This window comes from Mesorhizobium sp. WSM3864, from assembly GCF_002294955.1.
Lineage (GTDB): Bacteria > Pseudomonadota > Alphaproteobacteria > Rhizobiales > Rhizobiaceae > Mesorhizobium.
In genome coordinates, this window is sequence record NZ_NSGD01000005.1 from 338,087 (window position 1) to 359,054 (window position 20,968).

General features: G+C 65.2%; 17 protein-coding genes. 6 read left to right on the forward strand and 11 right to left on the reverse strand.

What is annotated here, in order from left to right:
* Positions 1 to 65 precede the first annotated feature (65 nt).
* The 8 genes from CK215_RS14330 to CK215_RS14365 form a co-directional block, all read right to left on the reverse strand.
* Complete coding sequence (locus CK215_RS14330) at positions 66 to 2,360, reverse strand: bifunctional salicylyl-CoA 5-hydroxylase/oxidoreductase (protein ID WP_095831275.1); 2,295 nt, start codon at positions 2,358 to 2,360, stop codon at positions 66 to 68.
* Between the two features lie 189 nt (positions 2,361 to 2,549).
* Positions 2,550 to 3,149, reverse strand: coding sequence for a VOC family protein (locus CK215_RS14335; protein WP_067003761.1), 600 nt, complete (start codon positions 3,147 to 3,149; stop codon positions 2,550 to 2,552).
* A gap of 82 nt (positions 3,150 to 3,231) precedes the next feature.
* Entirely contained in the window at positions 3,232 to 4,062 is an 831-nt protein-coding gene (locus CK215_RS14340) for an ATP-binding cassette domain-containing protein (protein WP_067003663.1), read from the reverse strand.
* Positions 4,055 to 4,945: an ABC transporter ATP-binding protein gene (locus tag CK215_RS14345; protein ID WP_082980751.1), complete on the reverse strand. Its 891-nt coding sequence runs from the start codon at positions 4,943 to 4,945 to the stop codon at positions 4,055 to 4,057. The genes CK215_RS14340 and CK215_RS14345 overlap by 8 nt, the downstream gene beginning before the upstream one ends.
* The gene (locus CK215_RS14350; RefSeq protein WP_095777547.1) at positions 4,942 to 5,790 is read right to left on the reverse strand and encodes an ABC transporter permease; all 849 of its coding nucleotides are present in this window, start codon (positions 5,788 to 5,790) and stop codon (positions 4,942 to 4,944) included. Before CK215_RS14350 ends, CK215_RS14345 begins: the two co-directional genes overlap by 4 nt.
* Positions 5,783 to 6,790: an ABC transporter permease gene (locus CK215_RS14355; protein WP_067003667.1), complete on the reverse strand. Its 1,008-nt coding sequence runs from the start codon at positions 6,788 to 6,790 to the stop codon at positions 5,783 to 5,785. The genes CK215_RS14350 and CK215_RS14355 overlap by 8 nt, the downstream gene beginning before the upstream one ends.
* Before the next feature lie 101 nt (positions 6,791 to 6,891).
* Positions 6,892 to 8,418 (reverse strand): ABC transporter substrate-binding protein, encoded by a 1,527-nt coding sequence (locus CK215_RS14360; RefSeq protein WP_095777546.1) that lies wholly within the window; start codon positions 8,416 to 8,418, stop codon positions 6,892 to 6,894.
* 108 nt (positions 8,419 to 8,526) lie between these two features.
* A complete protein-coding gene (locus CK215_RS14365; protein ID WP_095777545.1) occupies positions 8,527 to 10,101 on the reverse strand; it encodes an NAD(P)/FAD-dependent oxidoreductase in 1,575 nt (524 codons plus the stop codon).
* A 118-nt stretch (positions 10,102 to 10,219) separates the two neighbouring features.
* On the opposite strand from CK215_RS14365, the gene CK215_RS14370 reads away from it, so the two are divergent.
* The 6 genes from CK215_RS14370 to CK215_RS14400 all read left to right on the forward strand — a co-directional run bounded on the left by CK215_RS14370 (position 10,220) and on the right by CK215_RS14400 (position 17,490).
* Positions 10,220 to 11,011: a cyclase family protein gene (locus tag CK215_RS14370; RefSeq protein WP_067003674.1), complete on the forward strand. Its 792-nt coding sequence runs from the start codon at positions 10,220 to 10,222 to the stop codon at positions 11,009 to 11,011.
* Between the two features lie 297 nt (positions 11,012 to 11,308).
* Positions 11,309 to 12,880 (forward strand): NAD(P)/FAD-dependent oxidoreductase, encoded by a 1,572-nt coding sequence (locus CK215_RS14380; RefSeq protein WP_095831276.1) that lies wholly within the window; start codon positions 11,309 to 11,311, stop codon positions 12,878 to 12,880.
* A complete protein-coding gene (locus tag CK215_RS14385; protein ID WP_095831277.1) occupies positions 12,880 to 13,362 on the forward strand; it encodes a MarR family transcriptional regulator in 483 nt (160 codons plus the stop codon). The genes CK215_RS14380 and CK215_RS14385 overlap by 1 nt, the downstream gene beginning before the upstream one ends.
* A gap of 49 nt (positions 13,363 to 13,411) precedes the next feature.
* Complete coding sequence (locus CK215_RS14390) at positions 13,412 to 15,565, forward strand: indolepyruvate ferredoxin oxidoreductase subunit alpha (RefSeq protein WP_095831278.1); 2,154 nt, start codon at positions 13,412 to 13,414, stop codon at positions 15,563 to 15,565.
* A complete protein-coding gene (locus tag CK215_RS14395) occupies positions 15,558 to 17,141 on the forward strand; it encodes an indolepyruvate oxidoreductase subunit beta family protein (RefSeq protein WP_095831279.1) in 1,584 nt (527 codons plus the stop codon). Before CK215_RS14390 ends, CK215_RS14395 begins: the two co-directional genes overlap by 8 nt.
* An 85-nt stretch (positions 17,142 to 17,226) precedes the next feature.
* On the forward strand, positions 17,227 to 17,490 hold the full coding sequence (locus CK215_RS14400) for a hypothetical protein (protein WP_095831280.1): 264 nt from the start codon (positions 17,227 to 17,229) through the stop codon (positions 17,488 to 17,490).
* 341 nt (positions 17,491 to 17,831) lie between these two features.
* Here CK215_RS14400 and CK215_RS14405 read toward each other — a convergent pair whose 3' ends face one another.
* From CK215_RS14405 to CK215_RS14415, 3 genes are all read right to left on the reverse strand, one after another.
* Positions 17,832 to 19,070: a DUF1501 domain-containing protein gene (locus tag CK215_RS14405; RefSeq protein ID WP_095831281.1), complete on the reverse strand. Its 1,239-nt coding sequence runs from the start codon at positions 19,068 to 19,070 to the stop codon at positions 17,832 to 17,834.
* 16 nt (positions 19,071 to 19,086) lie between these two features.
* On the reverse strand, positions 19,087 to 20,538 hold the full coding sequence (locus tag CK215_RS14410; protein WP_095831282.1) for a DUF1800 family protein: 1,452 nt from the start codon (positions 20,536 to 20,538) through the stop codon (positions 19,087 to 19,089).
* A gap of 101 nt (positions 20,539 to 20,639) precedes the next feature.
* Entirely contained in the window at positions 20,640 to 20,924 is a 285-nt protein-coding gene (locus CK215_RS14415) for a hypothetical protein (protein ID WP_067003691.1), read from the reverse strand.
* Positions 20,925 to 20,968: the final 44 nt, after the last annotated feature.

Consider the following 20,968-nt stretch of genomic DNA (forward strand, 5'->3'; position numbering starts at 1 on the left):
CTTCACGGGGAGAAGGTGCCGGCAGGCGGATGAGGGGCAGCGCCGACGTGAAAACATAAATGCGCTCATACCTTCAGCCCTGCCGCCGCTTCGCGTTCGGCCAGCCGGTAGATCTGGTCGCGTCCGCGTAGATAAGGATCCGGCCATTTGACGCCGCGATCGCCGAGGGTGACGGCCGCATGCAGCGTCCAATAGGGATCGCTGAGATGCGGCCTGGCCAGCGCCACCAGATCGGCGCGTCCGGCCATCAGGATCGAGTTGGCGTGGTCCGGCTCGTAGATGTTGCCGACCGCCATCGTCGCCATGCCGACCTCGTTGCGGATGCGGTCGGAGAACGGCGTCTGGAACATGCGGCCATAGACCGGCTTGGCGGCGATCGTGGTCTGACCGGCCGAGACGTCGCAGAGATCGACGCCGGTTTGATGCAGAAGCTTGGCGATCTCGACCGCATCAGCCGGCGTGACGCCTTCGATCCCTACCCAGTCATTGGCCGAGATGCGCACCGAGATAGGCTTTTCGGCCGGCCACACGGCGCGCACCGCGTGGAAGATCTCCAGCGGATAGCGCATGCGGTTCTCCAGCGAGCCGCCATAGTCGTCGGTGCGCCTGTTGGTCAGCGGCGTGATGAAGGCGGAGAGCAGATAGCCATGCGCGGCATGGATCTCCAGCATGTCGAAGCCGCAGCGCTCGGCCATCTCCGCCGAGGCGACGAACTGGTCGCGCACAACGTCCATGTCGGCGCGGTTCATCGCCTTCGGCACCTGATTCTGTGGCGACCACGGCACGGCTGAAGGCGCCATCACCGGCCAGTTGCCGGAGGGCAGCGGCTCGTCCGTTCCTTCCCAGCCGAGGCGGGTCGAGCCCTTCGGGCCTGAATGGCCGATCTGGGCGCAGATCTTGGCTTCGGTCTCGATGTGGACGAAATCGACCAGCCGCTTCCAGGCGACCTCATGCTCGGGCTTGTAGAAGCCGGTGCAGCCAGGGGTGATGCGTCCCTCCGGGCTGACGCAGGTCATCTCGATATAGACGAGCCCGGCCCCGCCCTTGGCGCGCTCGGCATAGTGGGCGAAATGCCAGTCGGTCGGGCAGCCGTCGACCGCCTTGTACTGGGCCATCGGCGAGACGACGATGCGGTTCGTGAGCGCCATCTCGCGCAGTCTGAATGGCGCGAACATCGGCGCGCGGCGCAGCATGTTGCCGCCGGCGCCGGCCTTGCGCTGGAACCATTCCTCCGCGCCCGCCAGCCATTCGGCATCGCGCAGACGAAGGTTCTCGTGGCTGATGCGCTGCGAGCGGGTGAGCAGCGAATAGTTGAATTGAACTGGATCCAACCCGAGATAACGTTCGACTTCCTCGAACCATTCGAGCGAGTTGCGCGCCGCCGATTGCAGTTTCAGCACCTCGGTGCGGCGAGCATCTTCGTATTTGCGGAAGGCCGCTTCGAGGTCGGACTCGGACTCGACATAGTCGGCGAGCGCGACGGCGCTCTCCAGGGCCAGCTTCGTGCCGGATCCGATCGAGAAATGCGCCGATGCCGCCGCGTCGCCCATCAGCGCCAGATTCTTGTAAGACCAGCGCTCGCAAAGCACGCGCGGGAAGTTGATCCAGGCCGAACCTCTGATGTGATTGGCATTGGTCATCAGCGAATGGCCGCCGAGATGCTTTTCGAAAATGCGCTCGCAGACAGCGATCGATTCCTGCTGCGTCATCGCGCCGAAACCGAAGGAAGCCCAGGTCTGTTCGCTGCATTCGACGATGAAGGTCGCGGTCTCGCTGTCGAACTGGTAGGCATGCGCCCACACCCAGCCGTGCTCAGTTTTTTCGAAGATGAAGGTGAACGCGTCGTCGAATTTCTGCGTGGTGCCGAGCCACACGAACTTGCATTTGCGCGTGTCGATGTCGGGCTTGAAGACGTTGGCGAAGGTGGCGCGCGACTTCGAGTTCAATCCGTCGGCCGCAACGACAAGGTCGTGCGTTTCCATGAGCGGCTTAGGATCGGAAATCTCGGTCTCGAACATCATCTTGATGCCGAGCTCGCGCGCTCTGCGCTGGAGCAGGATTAAAAGCCGCTTGCGGCCGATGCCGCAGAAGCCGTGGCCGGTCGACACCGTGCGCACGCCGTCATGGATGACGGCGATGTCGTCCCAGTAGGCAAAATGCTTCCTGATCCAGACCGCGCTGACAGGGTCGTTCCTGGTCAGGTTCTCCAGCGTTTCGGCCGACAGCACCACACCCCAGCCGAATGTATCGTCGGGGCGGTTGCGCTCGTAGACCGTCACGTCATGCGCGGCGTCGCGCAGCTTCAGCGAGATGGCAAAATAGAGGCCGGCCGGTCCGCCGCCGAGAACCGCAACCTTCATGTCTTGCGATCTCCTCTAGAGCAATTCCAGGAAAAGTGCGCAGTGGTTTCCCGTCCGGATTGCGTCAAACGCTCAAAGGGCATCAGGGACCGCCGGGGGGGGGCCGGCGGTTCCAACATCAATATCGCGCCTGCCGGCAATTATTTCAAGCTTAAAGTTTCATAATTGAACAATTGCGGCGCGATCAGCTCACTTGGCTGGATCTTTGGGACTCCACAGCACCGTCTCGGCGCCTTTCTCGTAAGCCATGCCGTCGGGATAGCTGATCGCTTCCAGCTGCAGTCCCCAGGGCGCCTGGAAATAGAGGATGGTTTGACCGGCGGCCGGTCCTTCTTTGACCGGCAGAGGGCCCATCCTGGTCTTCACGCCCTTGGCGTCGAGATAGGCCTTCGCGGCGGCGACATCGTCGACATAGAAGGCAATATGGAAGCCGCCGATGTCGCTGTTCTTCGGCGTCAGGTCCTTCTGGTCGGGCGCGGTGTATTTGAACAATTCGATGTTCGATCCATAGCCGCAGCGCACCAGGGTGATTTCCTCGATTACCGCTTTTGGATCGACGCCGAGCAGGTCCTGCATGAAGGTGCCCTTGTCGTCGGCGAACGGCCCGAAGGACATCGCCTTCTTGCAACCGACCACATTGGTGAAGAAGTCGACGGCCTGCTTCATGTCGGGCACGGTGACGCCGGTATGGTCGTGGCCGCGCATGCCGGGGATCGAGTCGGCCGAAGCCGTTCCCATTGAGCCGAACAGGATTGCGCCGAGCATTGCGCCGCTTGTTGCGTATTTCATGTCAACCTCCATTGGCGGGCTGACTTTGCTCCCATGCACATCCGAGGCCCGCTGTTCGGTGTGCGGACAAGGTTTGCCTTTCTCATGCCGGTGCCTTTGCAGGCGGCTGCAGCCAGTCCGCATCGATCTCAGGCAGCGGGATGGCAGCGAGCAGGTCGCGCGTGTAAGTCTCCTTCGGATTGTCGAAGAGCGCGTCGGTTGCGCTGGCTTCGACGATCCCTCCCTCGCGCATGACGATGACTTGCCGGCAGAGCCGCCGGATCACCGACAGATCATGGCTGATGAAGGCGACCGTCAGCCCCATCTCGGCCGCGAGCTTTTCCAGCAGCGTCAGGATCTGTGCCTGCGTCGAGACGTCGAGGCCGGAGACGATCTCGTCGGCCAAAACGAATTTCGGCGACAGCGCCAGCGCCCGTGCGATGCCGACGCGCTGGCGTTGCCCGCCGGACAGCTCGTGGCGGTAGCGGCCGGCAAAACTCTGCGGCAGGCCCACACGCTGCAGGGCTTCCGCCACGCGCTCCTTCAGCCGGTCGCCAAGCCCGTTCTGCCTCAAGGGTGCCGCGATGATGCTGAAGATGGTGTGCCGCGGGTTGAGCGACGACATCGGGTCCTGGAAGATCATCTGCAGGTCGCGACGCAGCGGTCTGAGCTCCGCTTCCGAAAGATGGCCGATGTCTCGCCCTTCGAAGCTGATCGAGCCGGCGCTCGGCTCGATCAGCCGCACCAGCGCGCGGCCGAGCGTCGACTTGCCGGAACCGGATTCGCCGACGATGCCGGTCACCGATCCCTTGGGCAGGTCGAAGTCCAGTCCTTTGAGGATCTCGGCCAGTGGCGCCCGGCCGATCAGCGGCTTGCGCGTCATGTCGGGCAGCGCCACTTTCAGTCCGCGGACGGAAAACAGCGGCTCAGCCATGGCTTGGCCTCCACGCCCTGTCGGCGCCCGCGACCTCGTCCGCGAGCCCAGCCAGCACGGTTTCGTTCACCGGCATCAGCGATGCGTAGGGATCGGTATAGCGCGGCGTCGCCGCGATCAGCGCCCGCGTGTAGGGGTGCTGCGGCGATGCGAACAGGTCGGGGGTCGCGGCTTCTTCGACCACCTTGCCGGCATAGAGCACCGACACTTTCTGGCTGATCTTGGCGACGACACCGAGATCGTGCGTGACGAACAGAAGCGCCGTGCCGTGGTTGCGCTGCAATTGCGCGATGAGGCGCAGGATCTGCTTCTGCACGGTCACGTCCAGCGCCGTCGTCGGCTCGTCGGCGACGATCAGCCTGGGCTCGGCGGCGAAGGCGGCCGCGATCAGCACGCGCTGGCGCATGCCGCCCGAGAGCTCGTGCGGATAGCATTTCAGAACACGTTCGGGCTCGCGGATCTGCACCTCTTGGAGCAACTGCCGGATACGCTCGTCTGCCTTTTCACCGCTCCAGCCGAGGATGCGCACCAGCCGGTCGGTCGTCTGCGGGCCGATGCGGCGCGACGGGTTGAGTGCGGTGAGCGGGTCCTGTGGGATCAGCGCGGTACGCGCGCCGATCAGCGTCCGCCGCGCCTTCGCATCGAGGCGGCCGAGACTCTCGCCCTCGATCAGCATCTCGCCTTCGACGATGCGCACGCTTTTCGGCAGCACGCCGAGCACCGCCTTGCCGATCATCGTCTTGCCGGCGCCGCTCTCGCCGACCAGCGCGCGGACTTCGCCCGGCTGCACGGTGAGCGATACCGAGCGCAGCACGCGCTGGCCGTTGGGCAGCACTGCGCTCAAGGAGCGGATTTCGAGGCATGGTTCCATATTGGCGCTCATCGCAGCACCGGATCGAAACGCGCCTTCAATCCTTCGCCGAACTGGCTGAAGGACAGCACGGTGAAGATCAATGTGATCAGCGGGAACACCAGCACCCACCAGGCCTGGTGGATCGACAGCCGGCCCTCGGCAATGATGCCGCCCCAGGTCGGATCGTCGGTCGAGATCGACAGATTGACGAAGGAGAGGATCGCCTCGACGATGACGGCGATGCCCATCTCAAGCGACAAGAGCGCCACCACCGACGGCAGCACATTGGGCAGGACTTCGCGCAGCATGATGCCGATGCGGCCATAGCCGGCGATGCGCGCGCTCTCGACATAGTCCATGCGCGCCTGACTCATCGCCTCGGCCCGGATCACGCGGCAGAAGCGCGTCCAGTCGATGACGGCGATGGCGATGATGACGGAGCTCAAGCCGGTGCCCAACACCGCGACTAAAAGGATCGCGAACAGCACCGGCGGGAAGGCCATCCAGACATCGACGATGCGCGAGATGACGCGGTCGGCCCAACCGCCGAAATAGCCGGCGATCAGCCCGAGCGCCGAGCCGATGAGGCAGGCGGACGCCGCCGCGGCGAAGGCGACGATGAAGGCGATGCGGCCGCCGAAGATCAGCCGTGACAGGAGATCCCGGCCCAGGCTGTCGGTGCCCAGCCAATAGCCGGGCTCGGCGCCGTCGAGCCAGAAGGGCGGCAGACGCTCGAGCATCAGGTCCTGTGCCAGCGGATCTTGCGGTGCGATCAGCGGCGCGAAGATGGCCGCAAGCAGCGCCAGCAGAAGCCAGCCGCCGGCCAGCCATAGCCGCGGGCTGAGGCCCCGACGCAAAATGCGCGCCTCATCCATGACGCAGCCTCGGATTAAGCAGCGCATACATCATGTCGACGCCAAGGTTGATCAGCACGAAGAGCAGCGCGAAGACCAGCACGATGCCCTGGATCAGCGGCAGGTCGCGGTTGATGACGGCATCGATCGCCATATTGCCGAGACCCTCATAGGAGAACAGCCGCTCGACGATAACCGTGCCGCCGATCAGGAAGGTGAACTGCACGCCCACCAGCGTCAGCGTCGGCAGCGCCGCGTTCTTCAACGCCTCGCGCAGGATAACCTGCGTTTCGGAAAAGCCTTTGACCCGCGCGAGCACGACATAGTCGAGGTCGAGCACTTCCTTCAGCGACTGTTTCAGGAGTTGCGCGATGATCGCCGCCAGCGGCAACGCCAGCGCGATCGCCGGCATCAGCATGTGCTTGAGCAGATCCCAGGTGAGATCGAAGCGGAGCCTGAGAATGCTCTCGGCGAGATAGAACTGGGTGACGAAGGGCAGGTCGAGTTGCGGTGACACTCGACCGGAAATGTCGAACACCGGGATGAGCACGCCGAACAGCAGGATCAGCACCAGGCCCCACAGGAAATCGGGGATGGAGAGCGTCGCGCCGCCGGCGATGTCGATGCCGGCTTCGACGGCCGTGCCACGCGAACGCGCACCGAGGATCGCAGCGGAGACGCCGATCGCCACCGCCATCAACAGCGCGACGATGGCCAATTCCAACGTCGCCGGCAGCCGGTTGAAGACGAGGCCGAGCACATCCTGGCGCAGCGAGATCGAAGTGCCGAAATCGCCATGCAGCACGCCGGCGAGCCAGATGAAGAACTGCTGCGCAATACTCTTGTCCAGCCCATAGAGCGCGCGCAGACGCGCTATGTCGTCATTGCTGGCGCCGGGTGGCAGCATCATCGCGATCGGGTCGCCGGGCGCCACGCGGATGACGACGAAGACGACGACGGCGACGCCGAACAGTGTGACCAGCATCGTCATCAGACGAACAAGAAATCTCTGCAGCAGCATGCTCGCTGAGCCTAATGCATTCGGCCCCTCACCGGCCGAATGAGGGGGCCTGCGCGTCGTTGGAGAAGGTGCGCTGCGCCAGCGCAGCTTCCCAGATGTCATCAGGCCGGGGTCATCAGCGCCGGCAGCAGCGCGCCCGATACATGCTGCACGACATTGACCTTCTTCGAGTGCACGATCGGCTGAGCATACTGCATCAGCGGCAGCACATAGGCCTGCTCGGCGATGTATTTGTCGACGGCCTTCCAGCCGGCGATGCGCTTGGCCTCGTCCTTCTCGCCCCACAGCGGATTGATCATGTCGATCAGGTCCTGGCTGTCCCACACCGAATGCGGGCTAGGTCCATACATGGCAAAGCCGGTCGAGGTGGTCGGATCGCCGATCGCATTGCCCCAGTTGTAGAAGGCGGCCGGCGCCAGCTTGTCGGCGGCCCGCAGCTCGTAATGCTTGGCGATCTCGTAGACCTCGATATTGGCCTCGATGCCGACCTTGCGCCACATGCCGACGATCGCCTGGATCATCTCATAATCCTTGGGCTTGAAGCCCTTGGTCGTTTGGATGGTGAACTTGACCGGCTTCTTGGGCGAATAGCCTGAAGCGGCGAGCAGTTCCTTGGCCTTTTCCGGATTGTGCTCGACTTTGATCGACGCGTCGAAGGCCGTGTATTCCGGCGTCTCCAGCGTGGCGATCGGCTGGCCGTAGCCGCGCAGCAGCCGCTTGACCAAGAGCTCCTTGTCCACTGCCATCACAGCCGCCTGGCGGACGTTCTTGTCGAGCATCGCCTCGATGTCGTTGAAGAAGATCATGCCGATGTCGGAGACATTCTTGATCGAGCCGGCGAGTCCGTCCTTGGCGATCAGCCGGTCATATTCTTCATAGGGGATTTCGAGCGTCACCTGCGAGGAGCCGGACTCGACCTCGGCGACGCGGCTTGCCGCGTCGGTGACGAACTTGATCGTCACATTCTCGAAGGCTGGCTTGGCACCCCAGTAATTCAGATTGGCCTTCAGCCGCAGGAAGGCGTTGCGCTCGAATTTGTCGACCATATAGGGCCCGGTGCCGATCGGCGCCTTCTCGAAGCCTTCCGCGCCCACCTTCTCGTAATAGGCCTTCGGCATGATGTAGCCGGTCAGGAACGACATCCATTTGAAATAGACCGGATCGAACTGCACGACGTCGCCGGTGATCTTGTTTCCGTCGATCTTGAAGTTGTTGACGTTCTTCCAGACGAACTGGATCGGGTTGCCGGTCTTCTCGTCGCCCGCCCGCTGCAGCGACCAGACAACGTCCTCGGCGGTGAAGGGCGAGCCGTCATGCCATTTCACGCCGTCGCGGACCGTCATCGTCACCTTGCTGCGATCGTCGTTCCAACCCCATTCGGTGAGCAGGCCGGGTGTGAAGGAGAGGTCCGGCTTCTGCGGGATGAACTGGTCGAACACGGACTGGTAGAGGCCTTGGATGGTCGGGTTCACCGCCGAAGGCCCGGTCGTCGGGTCCCAGGATGGCAGGTTGACGTTGTAGGCAATGGTGAGCTCGTCCGCCGCCTTGGCTGCCTTCGGCAGTCCGAGTGTCGCCGCGCCAAGCGCTGCCGCGCCAAATCCAAGCAAATCGCGTCTGTTGATGGTCATGGTCGTTCCCCTTGTTGGTTGTCGGTTTTTGACTCATTGTCCGCGCGGCGTTGTTCATTCGGAAGGTCTGGTGGGCAACCGCGCCTTGTCCATCCTGGAATTCTGCTGCTAGTGTCCTCCCAGTTGTTGCGCCAACATGAAGCCGGATCCGGCACCGGTGCCGGCGCCGGGCCATGTCGCGGCGCCGGTGAGGTAGAGGTTTGACACCGGCGTGTTCCAGCGCGCGAAGCCGCGCGCCGGACGGAAGAGAAAATTCTGCGCCAAATGGTGGCTGCCGCAAATCTGGTCGCCGCCGACGAGGTTCGGATTCTCGCGCTCGAGGTCGAGCGGCGAGAAGATCGCGCGCCCGAGGATCTTCTGGCGCAAACCAGGCGCGTAGCTCTCGATGATGTCGAGCACGCGCTCGGCATAGGCGTCCTTGACCGCGTCCCAGGAACCGGGCGCGATCTTGCCGGCGGCATCGCCAAGGATTTCCGCCGGCAGCATGCGCACCTGGACCCAGAGCACGTGCTTGCCTTCTGGCGCCCGCGAGGGATCGACGGCGGTCGGCTGTCCGACGACGAGCACCGGCTGATCGGGCAGCACGCCGGCAATCGCCTGCTGATAGGTGCGCGACATGGCATCGAGCGACGGCGCCAGATGCACATAGGCGAAGTGGCGAAGCTCGGCGCCGGCGCTCCAGTCCGGCAGATCGTCCAGTGCCAGATGGATCATCATCGTGCCCGGCGCATGGCGGAACTTTTTCATCGCCGCGTCAAAGCCGGCATCGCCGGATCCGTTCGGCAACAGCTTGCCAGTCAGCGCCTTGGGCGCGACGCCGGCAATGACGGCCTTGCTGGCGACATGGAAATCGCCGGAGGCGAGCCGCACGCCGGTCGCGCGGCCGCCGGCGACGGTGATCTCCGCCACCTCCGCGCCGGCCATGATCTTGCCGCCGGCCGCTTTGACCATGCCGACAAGCGCGCGGATGATGGTGTCGGCGCCGCCCTTGCCGAGCACCATGCCAAAACTCTGGTTGGCCATTGATTCCAGATAAGGGAACACGGCGCCGCCGGCGATGTCGGGCGCGAAGTCGAGATGCATGCCCCAGGCGGCGAGCGTGGTTTGCACGTGCGGCGTCTCGAAATTGTCCTCGAGCCACGCGCGGGGGGAAGACAGCAACAAGCGGCCGGTATCGAGCGCGCCGCCAATGCCTTTCTTGCGCCAAAGATACCAGGCCGTGCCGGCGAGCGCGCGCGGGTTCATCGGCGATCCGAGCAGCGGGAACAGATGCTCCGCCTCGCCTGGAAAGGCCTCGACCAGCCGGCGCCATGTAGCGGCATCGGCCGCGGAGAAGGTGGCGAGCCGCGATGTCGTCTTCTCGAGATCGTTGCTGACGCCAAACCATCTTCCATCCGGGAAAGCGCTGGCGAAACAGTCGGCGACGGGCGCGAATTCCAGCCCATGGCTTTTCAATTCATTTGCATATTTCCGATGGAAGGGAGAGCCAGCGAACAGGCTCAGGTTCATCGCGCCGAAGTCGTGCCTGAAACCGGGAAGCGTGTATTCCGCGGTCCGGACCGCGCCGCCGATAGTTGCGTTGCGCTCGAAAACCGCGGTTTTCCAGCCTTTGAGCGACAGATGCGCGGCGCAGGCCAGACTGTTGTGGCCCGCACCGACAAAGATGGCGTCGAACTCGCTCACGCCCTGCCCCAAAATGCTTTATGCTTAAAGATAATTGCAGATGCATATGTTTTCGTCTAGTAGGATATTAAGGGCCGCAACGAGCCTTGATGAGCACGAACAAGAGGGAACGAAGACAATGGACACGCAGAAACTCCTCGGCGAGGTCGCCGGCCAGCTGCTTTCGGGCGCCATCAAGGTGGTCGACCTGTCGGCGCCGCTCGGGCCCAACACGCCGCTGATCAAGCTGCCGCCGGAGCTTGCCGTCGACACGCCGAAGGTCGAGATCCACCCCATTTCAAAGTATGACAAGAACGGTCCGTGGTGGGCCTGGAACTGGCTGAAGCTCGGCGAGCATTCGGGCACGCATTTCGACGCGCCGCAGCACTGGATCACCGGCAAGGACTATCCGGACGGCGCCACCGACACCATTCCGGCGCAGAATTTCGTCGGTCCGGTCAATGTCATCGACTGCTCGGTGGAAGCCGCCGCCGATCACGATTTCCTTCTCACCGTCGAGCATATCAAGGCTTGGGAGGCCAAGCACGGCGCCATCAATGCCGGCGAATGGGTGGTGATGCGCACCGACTGGTACAAGCGCAACGGTTCGGAAGCCGAGTTCCTCAATGCCAACGAGACCGGCCCGCATACGCCCGGACCAACGGCGGAAGCCATCCAGTTCCTGATCAGCAAGGACATCAAGGGCTGGGGCTCGGAGACGATCGGCACCGATGCCGGCAAGGCCGGCGGCATGGAGCCGCCTTTCCCGGCGCACACGCTGATGCACAAAGCCAACCGCTATGGGCTGGCCAGCCTCTGCAACCTCGACCAACTGCCGCCGAAAGGCGCGATCCTGATCGCCGCCCCGCTCAAGATCGAGCACGGCACCGGCAGCCCGATCCGCGCCCTGGCGCTGGTGCCGGGCCAATAGGCGAGGTGGCGGTCTTCGGGAGAAGATCATGCTCGCGGGCAACAGTGTAGTGGAGAGGTGGGATCGGAGCGACGCTGGCGCTCTACGGCGCCCCCCTCTGTCCTGCCGGACATCTCCCCGACAAGGGGGGAGATTGGCAGTTTCGGCGCTCCGCTCAATCTTGCACCGTGGACAATTGGCGAAAGCCGCGATGACAGCTGATCTCCCCCCTTGTGGGGGAGATGTCCGGCAGGACAGAGGGGGGCGCGAAAGAACGCCGCGTCATGAGATTGACTTCATGTCACCCGAGAGCATCCAATGACCGCTGCCGATCACATCATCGTCGGCAGCGGCATCAACGCCCTGGTCTGCGCGGCGATGCTTGGCGCCAAGGGCGCCAAGGTGCTCGTGCTCGAACGCAACGACCGCATCGGCGGCTGCATGCGCACCGATGAGATCACGGCGCCCGGCTTCGTCCATGACGTGATGGCGACGACCTTCGTCCTCTTCATCACCTCGCCGGCCTATGCCGCGCTCGGCAAGGATCTTGCGCGGCACGGGCTGGAATTCTGTCACACGACCACACCCACCGGCGTGCTTCGGCCCGATGGCAGCCATGCCGTGCTCACCACCGACCGGGCCGCCAATATCGCGGCGCTGAACGCATTTGCCTCCGGCGATGGCGACCGTCATGGCGGCGATGTCGGCGACATCGAACGCAATGCCGGACTGCTCTTCGGCCTGCTCGGTGGCGCGCTCTGGTCCTATCCGACGACGAAGCTCATGGCCGGCGAGGCGTGGCGGCGCGGTCCGCGCGAGCTTGCCGCCGTCCTGGGCGAGGCGCTGGTGCCGGCGCGGGGCTGGCTGGAGACCGCGTACAAGTCCGATACCGTCCGCGCGCTCTGGGCGCCCTGGGTGCTGCATGCCGGGCTTGGGCCGGAAGACGCCTTCTCCGGCCAGATCGCCAAGGTCATCGCCTTCGCGCTGGAGGCGGCCGGCGCACCGATCGTCAAGGGAGGGGCGAAGAACCTGCTCGCCGCCTTCGAGGCGTTGATCAAGGAGCGCGGCGGCGAAATCCGCGTCAACGCCGACGTCGCCTCGATCGTCCAGACCGGCGGCCGTGCCGCCGGGGTGCGGCTCGCCTCCGGCGAGACGCTGACGGCAGGGAAGAGCGTCATCTGCTCGGTCACGCCGACGCAGCTCTATGGCCGCCTGCTCGGCAACGATGCGCCGGAAAACGCCGCGAAAGCCATGCGTGACTACCGCTACGGCAAGGGCAACTTCCAGATCCACTACGCGCTGAACAAGCCGCCGGCCTGGCGCGGCGAGGGCCTCGACAAGGTGGCGCTGCTGCATCTGACGCCGGGACTCGATGGTGTGTCGAAAGCCTGCAACGAAGCGGTGCGCGGCCTGTTGCCGGAAGTGCCGACGATCTGCGTCGGCCAGCCCCACGCGCTCGATCCGTCGCGCTGTCCGCAGGGCAAGGCAATCCTGTGGCTGCAGCTTCCGGAAGCGCCGCGCCACATCAAGGGCGATGCCGCCGGCAAGCTCGAGGCCCCAGCCGATGGCCGCTGGAGCGAGGCGCTGCGCGACGCCTACGCCGACCGCGTCGAGGCGATCCTCGCTCATCACATCGATGGTTTTCGCGACACCATCATCGCGCGCCGCGCCTATTCGCCTGCCGATCTGGAAGCGATGAACATCAATCTGGTCGGCGGCGATCCCTATGGCGGCTCGTCGACCATCGACCAGTCCTTCTTGTGGCGGCCGTTCAAGGCCAGCCGCAATCACGAGACCGGCATTAAGGGCCTCTACCATATCGGCGCGTCGACGCACCCGGGCGCGGGGCTCGGCGGCGGCTCCGGCTTCCTGCTGGCGGAGAGGCTCTGATGGAACAGAAGCTTCCGGAGAAGCGCCAGCGCATCTCGACCCTCGGCCAGATCGGCCTGCAGCAATTCGCGCCCTATTTGATGAACCGCATCATGGGCCGCTACAACGCCACCCTGCGAGAAGACTTTCGCAAGCAGAGCCTGACCATTCCGCAGGTGCGCACGCTGGCCGTGCTCTCGGTCACCGACGGCATCACCGTCAACGACCTCTCGGTCTATACGGTGATCGAGCAATCGACCTTGAGTCGCACGCTCGACGCGCTGGAAGGCCAGGGCCTCGTGCGGCGCGAGCAGGGCGTCGCCGACAGCCGCTTCCGCCATGTGTTCCTGACCGATGACGGCCGGGCGCTTTTCACCCGCGCCTGGCCGGCCATGCATGATGCCTTCGAAGCGATGTTCGACGGCGTCGACGATGCCGAATATGCCGCGCTGATCGCTATCCTGCAGAAGATGCTGAAGAACATCCGCAAGCACGACATTTGAGTTTGACGTACGCGCCGCCGTCCAACGGCGGTAACGGAAGGAGGCAGAGATGGCCGAACGGTCTTTTGCCAAGGAAGTCGAAAAGCTGAGGCTTGGCGCCGGCCAGGAATTCGCGGGCGAGGGCATCCTCGCCATCACCAAGGCGCTGCTGCAATGCGGCGTCGGCTATGTCGGCGGCTACCAGGGTGCGCCGATCAGCCATCTGATGGATGTGCTCGCCGACGCGCAGGACATTCTGGGCGAGCTCGGCGTGCACTTCGAGGCGAGCGCCTCGGAAGCAACCGCCACCGCCATGCTTGCCGCATCCGTGCACTACCCGATCCGCGGTGCCGCCACCTTCAAGTCGACGGTGGGTACCAATGTCGCCTCGGACGCTTTGGCGAACCTCGCCTCGGGCGGCGTCACCGGCGGCGCGCTGATCATCGTCGGCGAGGACTATGGCGAGGGCTCCTCCATCATGCAGGAGCGCAGCCACGCCTTCGCCATGAAGAGCCAGGTCTGGCTGCTCGATCCGCGCCCGAACCTGCCCTCGATCGTCAAGGCGGTCGAGGATGGCTTCGAGCTGTCGGAGGCCTCCAACACGCCGGTCATGCTGCAGTTGCGCATCCGCTGCTGCCACGTCCATGGCCACTTCGTCGCCAAGGACAACAAGCGGCCGCCTATGTCGGTTGCCGATGCGCTGTCGGCCCCGCGCCGCGACACCGGCCGCATCGTGCTGCCGCCTGCCTCCTTCCTGCACGAGAAGGAGAAGGTCGCCAAGCGCTGGCCGGCGGCGGTCGATTTCATCAAGAGCCGCAAGATCAACGAGGTCTTTGGGCCGGACAATGGCTCGATCGGCATCGTCATGCAGGGCGGCATGTACAATTCGGTCGTCCGCGCGCTGCAGCGGCTCGGCCTTGCCGACACCTATGGCGACACCGACGTTGCGCTTTATGTGCTGAACGCCGTCTATCCGCTCGTCGATGACGAGTTCCTTTCCTTCTGCGAGGGCAAACAGGCGGTGCTGGTCGTCGAAGAAGGCCAGCCCAACTATATCGAGCAGGCCTTTGCCGCGATGCTGCACAAGGCCGGGCGCGGCACCAAGCTGGTCGGCAAGGAGCATCTGCCGATGGCCGGCGAATATACCGGGCAGGTGATGCTGGACGGCATTGGCTCCTTCCTGCGCGCCTATGCTCCGCATCTGCTGCCCGGCGAGGTTCGTGCGCCGAACAAGCTGGGCGAGGGCGTCGACACGGCCGATCTCATCAATGTCGTTCCCGGCCGTCCGCCGGGCTTCTGCATCGGCTGTCCGGAGCGGCCGATCTTCGCTGCGACCAAGCTGGTCGAGCAGGAGCTTGGCAAGCACCACATCGCTTCCGACATCGGCTGCCACCTGTTCTCGATCATGCCGCCCTTCGAGCTCGGCGCCACCACCATGGGCTACGGCCTCGGGCCGGCCTCGGCTTCCGCCTTCAATTCGCCGGAAGCGAAACGCCGGTCGATCTCCTTCGTCGGCGACGGCGGCTTCTGGCACAACGGTCTCACCTCGTCGATCGGCAACGCCGTCTTCAACAAGAATGACGGCGTCATCGTCATCGTCGACAATTTTTACTCGGCCGCCACCGGCGGCCAGGACATCCTGTCCTCGCGCGCCTCGAACCGCACCAAGTCCACAAAACATCCGATCACCGAAGCGGTGAAAGGCATGGGCGTCAAATGGCTGCGCCACATCGACCGCACCTATGACGTCGGCAAGATGCGCGACACGCTGCGCGAGGCGTTGACCACCGAGGAGAAGGGGCCGAAGGTCATCGTCGCCTCGTCCGAATGCATGCTGAACCGCCAGCGCCGCGAGAGGCCGCTGGTCGAGAAGGCGGTCAAGGGCGGCGAGCGGGTCGTGAAGCCGAAATTCGGCGTCGACGAGGACGTCTGCACCGGCGACCACGCCTGCATGCGGCTCTCCGGCTGTCCGTCGCTCTCGGTGAAGTCGCTCGACGATCCGCTGCGCGACGATCCGGTCGCCTCGATTGACCAGAACTGTGTCGGCTGCGGCAATTGCGGCGAGGTGGCGGATGCGGCCGTGCTCTGCCCCTCCTTCTACCGCGCCGATGTCGTGCACAATCCGAGCCGCTGGGACCGTTTCCTGGAAAGCGCGCGCCGCGCCGTGATCGGCCGTTTGCAGCGCCGCCGCGAGAGCCGCCGTTTGATGTTCGCCGATGCTTGAGCAGGCTTCACCGCTGCGCCCGAAGCCGGGCGCCTCTGATGACGAGCGGGTGATAAAACTCGCCGTGCTTGCCGTCGGCGGCCAGGGCGGCGGCGTGCTCGCCGATTGGATCACCGACGTAGCCGAGCGCAGCGGCTACATTGCGCAATCGACGTCGGTGGCGGGCGTCGCCCAGCGCACGGGGGCGACGATCTATTACATCGAGATGGCGCGCGACACCGGCCGGCTGCCGGTCTTCGCGCTGTCGCCATCGCAGGGCGACGTCGACATCTTGATAGCCGCCGAGCTGATGGAAGCCGGCCGCGCCATCATCCGCGGTTTCGTCGCCCCCGAGCGCACGACGCTGATCGCCTCCTCGCACCGCATCGCCGCCGTCTCGGAAAAGATCGAGCCGGGCGACGGCCGCGCCTCGTCGGAAAAGGTGCATGCGACGGCCGAGGTGGCCGCCAAGCGCTTCATCGCCTTCGATATGGAAAAGATCGCCGCCGAGCATGGCACGATGATCTCGGCCAGCCTGCTCGGCGCGCTGGCCGGTTCAGACGCGCTGCCCTTCCCGCGCGAAAACTACGAGCAGGCGATCGGCGCCGGCGGCCGCGGCGTCAAGGCCAGCCTTGCCGCTTTCGGCGCCGCCTATGACCGGGCGCGCGGCATCGCGGTCGCGACAGCCGGGAATAAGGCAAGCGGGAAGCCTGCCGCTCCCGACACCACATCAACGGCCAAGGTCAGTGGTCCCGAAACCCTGCTGAAGGGCTGGCAGGAACTCGCCGCCCGTGTCGCCGCGCTACCGGAACCGCTGCGCGACATGGCTGAACGCGGCCTGAAGAAGGTCGTCGATTACCAGGACATCGCCTATGGCGGCGAATATCTCGGCCGGCTGGACAAGGCCATCGCGCTGGACAATGCGGCGCGTGGCCATGCGCTGTCGGTCGCGGCTGCGAAACATCTGGCCAACGCCATGTGCTATGACGACATGATCCGCGTCGCCGACCTCAAGACGCGTTCGACCCGCGACAGGCGCGTGCGCAAGGAAGTCGGTGTCAGGGAAGGCTTGGTCCTGCAGGTCACCGAATATTTCCATCCGCGCATCGAGGAATTCTGCGGCACGCTGCCGGTAGCGATCGGCAGTTACATCGAGAGCCGCCCGAAGCTCGCCGCCTTCCTTGACCGCCGCATCAACCGCGGCCGCCATATCCGCACCGACAGTTTCACCGGCTTCGCCATGCTCTGGTTCATCGGCGGCCTGCGCCGCTGGCGCCGCCGCCTGCTGCGCCACAAGGTCGAAGTCGAGCACCTGGAACGCTGGTATGGCTTGGCGCTCGCCCATGCGCGCGAAAACTATGCGCTTGGGCTGGAGATCCTGAATTGCCGGCGCCTGATCAAGGGCTACAGCGACACCCACGCCCGTGCCCAGTCGAAATTCAACCGCGTGCTCTCGGCGCTTGCCCTGCTCGAGGGCCGCGAAGACGCCGCCGACTGGATCCGCCGCCTGCGCGAAGCGGCGCTGAAGGACGAAAAGGGCGACATGCTCGACGGCGCGCTGAAGACCGTGGCGACGCTCGACGACGCCGCCCGATAACGAGGATGTGATCCATCCCATCCGACGGATTTCGACCCCGTCGTCCGTTTCACGGCGGTAGGGATGAATCACGGAGACGAACTTTATGCTCACCAAATATTTGCTGCCGTTCGCATTGGCCGCCGGCACTTTGATGCTCTCCGCCGGCGCGCAGGCGATGCCGATGGCAAAGCCCAGCGCTGCGCCGCTGCCGATCGAGACAGTCGGCTGGCGCTGCGGCCCCGGTTGGCACGTGAACCACTGGGGCAGATGCGTGCCGAATGGTCGCCGGTTCATCCGGCCCGTGCGCCACTGGCATCCGGGCTTCCGGTATCACCACCGCTGGCATCCCGGCTATTGGAGCTGGTGATCGGTTTGAGGGGCGCCCGTGCCGGAAACGGCGCGGGCGGCTTGCTAAGTTCCTCGAGCGAGGATTCAGACAGCCCTCAGAGACGGCGTCTGGACAGCGCCCCCTCTGTCTTGCCGGACATCTTCGCCGCAAGGGGGGAGATCAGACATCGCGCCGGCCTTCGCCAATCGTCAGTGTCGTACTCTGTTCGACAGCGCAGAGTGGTCGCGGCGCCGAAGCTGCCAATCTCCCCCCAAGTGGGGGAGATGTCCGGCAGGACAGAGGGGGGCGCGAAGGATCTCGACCGATCTCACCTTGTGCCGCCGCGTTCCTGCCTCAGTTGATGGACAAAGTCGAAGCTCTCACACAATCAAATCCCGCATCGGCTTCACCCCTCCCGACTCCGGAAACACCTTGTCGCCGAGCACCGCCGCGGAGAGCCCGAACTGCTCGGCAAGCAACCCCTTCAGCACCGCGCGCACATCGCTGGTCGGCGCGAGATCGCGGCCTTGGTAGAGCTGAGCCGGCTTCAGCCCCGGCCAGTCGGCGATGACGCGGCCACCTTTGATCGCGCCGCCGGCGAGCAGCACCACCGTGCCGGTGCCGTGGTCCGTGCCGACGGTGCCGTTGACGCGGGCGGTGCGACCGAATTCGGTGATGGCGACGATCGCCGTGTCCTTCCAGCGCTCGCCGAGCCCTTTCTCGAATTCCTCGAAGGCGCCATCGAGGCCGCCGAGCAGGTTGGCGAGCCGCCCGGTGGCGCCGCCCTCGTTGACATGCGTGTCCCAGCCGTCGAAGGCCAGCGCCGCAATGCGCGGCCCGTCGTCGGCGGCCATCAGTTTCGCCGCGCCTTGCGCGGACTGGCGCATGCCGGCGGCGTTGGCGAGGCCGCCGCGGGGTTTTATCGTGCTGTCATCGAGCTGGTCGCTCATCGCCATGCGGTCGGCGTCGACGCCCTTCTGCAGCACCGCTGCCAGCACCGGGTCGCGATGGTTGTAGAGGTCGAGCACACGCTCCGCCAGCGCATCGCTGGGCGTCGGCAGCGCCTGCGGCGCCCAGCCGAGCACGGGTGCTGCGCCACGGATCACCAGCGGGGTCGATGGCCCGACCGCCAGCCCGCCGAGCTTGGCCACTCTTTCACCTGCCGGCAGGCTGGCTATCGCGCGGTTCAGCCAACCGGTTGTGGCGTTGCCAGGGCCCGGCAGGCCGCTCTCCAGCACATCCTGGCCGTCGAAATGCGAGCGCTCGCGGTAGCCGGTCGCGGCCGCGTGCACCGCAGCCGCCTGACCTGCCTTGAACAGCCGCGCGAACACCGGCATCGCGGGATTGATCGCGAAGAAGCTGTCGAGCGGCAGCGCCGCATTGGCGCCGGAGAGCGACAGCGCGATGTCGCCATGCAGGCCGGCATAGTCGGGGTCACCGAGGGGGCCGGTCGTCGACAGCCCATCCAGCGCGCCGCGCAATATGATGACGATCAGGCGCGGATCGCGATGGTCGGCGGCGCGGGCGAAGCGTGGCAGATAGGCCCAGGCAAACAGCGCGCCGCCTGTCATCAGCACGGCGCGCCGAGATGGGTTCGGCGTTTCACAAAGAAGACTCATGCCGCTTCTCCATTGTTCACCGGCGTTGAAATTCCGGCGCCATCAGCAGCAGCGCCAGGCCTTGCTGTTTGGACTCGGCGCGCGCGATCGCTTGGCGCGTCTCGGCCGAGGCGGAGGCGCCGATCACGGTGGAAAGCATGTCATCGGGATTGCCGATGTCGCTCGCCTGACGAGCCGCTTGCCAGGCGATGTCGAGGCGCGTCTTGAGGCCTTCGGCGGACGCCCAGCTATCCGTCCGGTCGGAAAAGCCGTTCGGCCCGGGCGGTTGCCAGAGCGGCTCTCCCAGCGCCCTTAGCCAGCGCAGCGTTCGTTGCGGCTCTTTCCCGGTGGTGGAGCCGATCGCCCGCCGGACCGCTACGGCATAGTCGAACGGCGAGCGCAATTTTGTCAGCGGCAGCGACCAGGCTTCAGGCAGATCGATCAGGGCCAGCGCCAGCGCGCGCAGGTCGCCGTCCGTCTTGGTGAAGATCTCGGCAAGGCGGTCGACTACAGCCGCCGGCGGATCGTCGGCAATGAAATGGCGGGCGAGCTTGGTAGCGATGTGGCGCGCGGTCGCCGGCTGGCGGGCGATGTCGTTGAGCGCGGCCTCGGCCTGGCCCATGCCGCCGGCCGGGTAGGTCTTGCCGAGCAGCACCGTCTCGCCAGGCTGATGCGCATTGGCGTCGAACACAAATGTGCCGGGCTCGCCCAGGCGGCCCTTCCGTCCGGCCATCGTCCAGCCGGTGAGCGCTCCCGCGAAACTCGTGACATCCGCCTGGCTATAGCCGCCGTCGACGCCCAGTGTGTGCAATTCCAGGATCTCGCGGGCGAGGTTCTCGTTGAGGCCGCGGCCGCGCCTTTTTCCAGCGCGCGAATCCGGTCCGGTCGATTGTCGGTTGTCGAGGTAGAACAGCATCGCCGGGTGATGCTCGACGGCCAGCAGCATGTCGGCGAAGCGGCCGAGCACGAAGGGGCGGACAGCCTCGCGCTCGAAAGCGCCGACGCAGGCCCGCACGAGTTGGCCCTTGGCGGTCGAGACGCAGAAATGGTTCGACCAGAAACCGACCAGTCTTTCGACAAAGCCCGGTGCGGCACCGAGCGCCTTGTCGAAACGGGCTTGCGCTTCATCCCGATAGATATCGGCCTCGACCGGCGGCACGCCTGACTTGCGTTTTGCCTCGGCTGAGCCGTCCGAAGTGTCTGCCGCAGGCTGCATGGCGGGCGCTGGCTTCTCCCGCGCTGCCTTGCGCTCCGCGGCGGCGGCCATGCTGGCCTGGATCGCGGCGGTGCTGTCCAACAAGCCGGCATTTTTTGAATCGTCGGCCGAGACAAGCGCGACATCCAACAGCTCGAGCTCGGCCTTCAGATAACCGCGCGCATCGGCCGCAATCTTGCCGAGATCGTCACCAGGTTTCGCGCCAAGCCCGAAGCGGTTGAGCGCGACCAAGGCTGGATCGGGCGGAACGGCATTTGGAACGGATAGAGCCAACAGAGCCTCCGTCGCGGACCGACGCAGGTCGCGTCGGCGGCAATATCCACGGTCGAAAGGCCTTATGACGCCGGAGTCGGCATGATGAGGCCGGCAGGGGCTTACCAGCGGCGCCAGTAACGATCGCCGTGCCACGGACGCCAGGCCGGGCCGATATAGACGCTTGGGCCACCCCAATAGTAATAGCCCGGATAGATCACGCGGCGGTTGGGCACGCAGCGACCCCACCGGTTGGGGTGCCAGCCGGGGCCGCAGCCCCAGGCCACATGCTCGACAATCGCAGGCGCCGCAGGCGCCGCAAGCGGCATTGCCGAGGCTGCACTTGCCGCGGCAGTCCCGCCAATGGCAAGCGCAGCCGCAACAGAATATTTCGTCAGACCATTCATGGGATACTCCGAAGTTTCTCGAGGTTGAAACCGGCCACGTCGCG

Excerpts from the sequence above, each read along its gene's own strand:
- CK215_RS14340 (WP_067003663.1), bottom strand. The coding sequence starts at position 4,062 with ATGGCTGAGCCGCTGTTTTCCGTCCGCGGACTGAAAGTGGCGCTGCCC.
- CK215_RS14345 (WP_082980751.1), bottom strand. The coding sequence starts at position 4,945 with ATGAGCGCCAATATGGAACCATGCCTCGAAATCCGCTCCTTGAGCGCA.
- CK215_RS14390 (WP_095831278.1), top strand. The coding sequence starts at position 13,412 with ATGGCCGAACGGTCTTTTGCCAAGGAAGTCGAAAAGCTGAGGCTTGGC.
- CK215_RS14385 (WP_095831277.1), top strand. The coding sequence starts at position 12,880 with ATGGAACAGAAGCTTCCGGAGAAGCGCCAGCGCATCTCGACCCTCGGC.
- CK215_RS14355 (WP_067003667.1), bottom strand. The coding sequence starts at position 6,790 with ATGCTGCTGCAGAGATTTCTTGTTCGTCTGATGACGATGCTGGTCACA.
- CK215_RS14360 (WP_095777546.1), bottom strand. The coding sequence starts at position 8,418 with ATGACCATCAACAGACGCGATTTGCTTGGATTTGGCGCGGCAGCGCTT.
- CK215_RS14370 (WP_067003674.1), top strand. The coding sequence starts at position 10,220 with ATGGACACGCAGAAACTCCTCGGCGAGGTCGCCGGCCAGCTGCTTTCG.
- CK215_RS14350 (WP_095777547.1), bottom strand. The coding sequence starts at position 5,790 with ATGGATGAGGCGCGCATTTTGCGTCGGGGCCTCAGCCCGCGGCTATGG.
- CK215_RS14380 (WP_095831276.1), top strand. The coding sequence starts at position 11,309 with ATGACCGCTGCCGATCACATCATCGTCGGCAGCGGCATCAACGCCCTG.
- CK215_RS14395 (WP_095831279.1), top strand. The coding sequence starts at position 15,558 with ATGCTTGAGCAGGCTTCACCGCTGCGCCCGAAGCCGGGCGCCTCTGAT.
- CK215_RS14330 (WP_095831275.1), bottom strand. The coding sequence starts at position 2,360 with ATGAAGGTTGCGGTTCTCGGCGGCGGACCGGCCGGCCTCTATTTTGCC.
- CK215_RS14335 (WP_067003761.1), bottom strand. The coding sequence starts at position 3,149 with ATGAAATACGCAACAAGCGGCGCAATGCTCGGCGCAATCCTGTTCGGC.
- CK215_RS14415 (WP_067003691.1), bottom strand. The coding sequence starts at position 20,924 with ATGAATGGTCTGACGAAATATTCTGTTGCGGCTGCGCTTGCCATTGGC.
- CK215_RS14405 (WP_095831281.1), bottom strand. The coding sequence starts at position 19,070 with ATGAGTCTTCTTTGTGAAACGCCGAACCCATCTCGGCGCGCCGTGCTG.
- CK215_RS14400 (WP_095831280.1), top strand. The coding sequence starts at position 17,227 with ATGCTCACCAAATATTTGCTGCCGTTCGCATTGGCCGCCGGCACTTTG.